General features: G+C 46.4%; 5 protein-coding genes. 1 reads left to right on the top strand and 4 read right to left on the bottom strand.

The window, feature by feature from the left end; genetic code table 11:
• Positions 1 to 56 precede the first annotated feature (56 nt).
• The 4 genes from GRP75_RS24415 to GRP75_RS24400 all read right to left on the bottom strand — a co-directional run bounded on the left by GRP75_RS24415 (position 57) and on the right by GRP75_RS24400 (position 1,852).
• On the bottom strand, positions 57 to 383 hold the full coding sequence (locus GRP75_RS24415) for a (2Fe-2S) ferredoxin domain-containing protein (protein ID WP_023988299.1): 327 nt from the start codon (positions 381 to 383) through the stop codon (positions 57 to 59).
• A gap of 35 nt (positions 384 to 418) precedes the next feature.
• Entirely contained in the window at positions 419 to 919 is a 501-nt protein-coding gene (locus tag GRP75_RS24410) for a metallophosphoesterase family protein (protein ID WP_028542413.1), read from the bottom strand.
• 23 nt (positions 920 to 942) lie between these two features.
• A complete protein-coding gene (locus GRP75_RS24405) occupies positions 943 to 1,377 on the bottom strand; it encodes an Rrf2 family transcriptional regulator (protein ID WP_013310015.1) in 435 nt (144 codons plus the stop codon).
• A gap of 97 nt (positions 1,378 to 1,474) precedes the next feature.
• Positions 1,475 to 1,852, bottom strand: a complete 378-nt coding sequence (locus GRP75_RS24400) for a DivIVA domain-containing protein (protein ID WP_023988297.1) — start codon at positions 1,850 to 1,852, stop codon at positions 1,475 to 1,477.
• A 144-nt stretch (positions 1,853 to 1,996) separates the two neighbouring features.
• Between GRP75_RS24400 and GRP75_RS24395 the strand changes: the two genes are divergently transcribed.
• On the top strand, positions 1,997 to 2,477 hold a 481-nt coding region (locus tag GRP75_RS24395; protein WP_160790610.1), incomplete at its 3' end, for a TraR/DksA C4-type zinc finger protein.

Genomic DNA, 2,477 nt, shown 5'->3' with positions numbered 1-2,477 from the left:
GAGAAAATCTCCGCAAAGATTTTCTCTACTCATGTTCTTATAGATGGTTGATTGGATTATTCCGAGCTGGATTTACCTGTACACTCATGAAAAAGATGAGGTTCCAGCTTCTCTCCCGTTACGAGCTTCTGCACCAGTTGAGTCCCCGAGTCGGGGGTCATTTGACCATACCAGTCCCCTTGAGGATATACGATCACAACCGCAGCATCATGACAACGCCCATTACAGCGAGTTCTGGTCGTGTGAATATATGCTTCTGCATTTTGTTTACGAATTTCATCCCGAATTGCCTGTGTAACTTCTTCACCCTCATGTCGCATACATGTGCCTCCATTGCAGATCAACACATGATGCTTCATCGGTTCTAATTCAAAAATGGCCATAGCTTCCCCTTTAATCAACAGTTGTTGGTTTTAAATCAATGTTTATCTGGATAAAGAACAAGCTGTGCTTCCATCTGACCAGCTTCAATCGTCAGCACGATAAATGAATATTCGTCTTCGCCACGTTTGTCCGTCGGAGACCCTGGATTAAGGACAAGCTGACCGTCAATCGTTTTGACCACCGGAATATGCGAATGTCCATAAATCAGGCAATCCAGCGTTTCTCCCTTAAACGTATTCAATGCGATATTTTCTGTCGTTCCTCGCCAGCCGTGACCGTGAACCATACCGATCCGCTTGCCTTCAACTTCAACGATTCGCTGATAGCCTAAACGCTCCACGATGTCCATTCCATCATTGTTTCCGGCAATGCCTTGCACAGGCGCAAATTCAGCTAGACGTTCATATACGAACCAATCCGTCCAGTCTCCGGCATGGAGAATGAGGTCACTGCCTTTTAACTCCTGTACAAGCCGACTAGGCAACGCTTTGCTTCTATGCGGCATATGAGTGTCTGAAAGTACGATGATTTTCATATAAATTCTCCTTACCAGCGTCTTTACACGGATGAACTTTGTTGCCCCACGCGCTGCTGAAGTGCCTGCTCCAGATCTCGCAGCGTAACGGTCTCGAAAAACGCCTGTATTTTCTGCTCTGCCACGGTATATAAACCATCCAATAATGCGTCTATGTTCCTACCTACCTCACAATTATGATTGCTATCGGTATGGATGGCGAACAACGGACCTTCATCCTTGGTCGCCTCATAGATCATTTTCAGATTGATGTTTGAACTGGACATGCTTAGACGAAAGCCGCGTGCTCCAGGCGACGAATCCACCAAACCCGCTTGCTTGAGTCGGCTCATAATCCTTCTCACAACTACCGGGTTTGTATTGATGCTGGAAGCAATAAGTGACGATGTCATTCGCTCCGGTGCCCCTTCAGCCAGAAGAAGTAGACAATGGATACTAACGGAAAAATGGGTACTCATGTTAACCACCTTTATGTGTGTGCCTCATTAAATGTTTGGAAAAATGCTTGTTTCCATCATACCACAATAGAGGCACCAACACAGTGCTTACTGCACCTTACTCCGGAAAATAGTCATTTTCAGGACGTACTCGCACTTTTAATTGGCGTACACTATATTCCAACTGCTTAACGATATCCTCCAGTTGACGACGGTCCAGTCCATTAAGGTCGGCCGCAGGCTTGGGTGCATTTTTCAAATCACGTATGGTTGCCTGCTGCTCCTGCCACTTGTCCATCAGGTCGGCTATATTCGCATAAAAGCGTTCATAATCCTTGATCACTTCATCCAGAAAGGCATCCACCTCGTCCGGATCATAGCCGCGCATTTTATTCTTAAACTGTTTCTCATGAATGGAGAGCGCGTCCAGCTGAATGCCCAGTTGTTTAAACAACTGCTTTTGTTTATCCAGACGACGCTTCATATGTTCATCCATCGGTTATTCCCTCCTTAACACACTATTCTTTTTATATCACATTCTAGGCTGGGAATAAAAGTCTCTGCTGATTGCCCGGCCCTCTGAACGGGTATAAAAGAGCATACGTGTAACTTATATAGACTACGAAGGGGAGAGATGATCATGAACCATTTGAACGATTCGCAGCTTGCAGAGCTGAAACATATGTTGCTGGAGCAGAAAAAGGATTTAGAAAAGCATTTTGAACAAAACGGTCAGGAAAACGCTCAATTGGGAGAAACACTGACAGATTCCACAGGTGAGCTCTCGTCCTATGATAACCACCCCGCTGATATAGGGACAGAAACCTTTGAACGGTCCCGTGATCTGGCGATTAATGATTCGCTGCAAGACGAGCTGGAGCAAGTCAATGCAGCCCTTCAACGGATGAAGGATGGGACGTACGGAATATGTGTGGCGAGCGGGGAAGAAATTCCTTTTGAACGGTTGCAAGCCATTCCATATACAGCCTATACAGTCGAGCACACGCCAACTCGAGAATTATCGAATGACCGTCCTGTAGAGGAACAGGTCATGACTCCGCCGCCCAAGGGTGCAGGTGAGGTTCGCCAACGGAATGCAGGACGATTTGACGATGCGGGCG

This window comes from Paenibacillus sp. OT2-17 (assembly GCF_009827695.1).
GTDB classification, from domain to species: domain Bacteria; phylum Bacillota; class Bacilli; order Paenibacillales; family Paenibacillaceae; genus Paenibacillus; species Paenibacillus polymyxa_B.
This window is presented reverse-complemented; position numbering and strand designations above follow the sequence as displayed.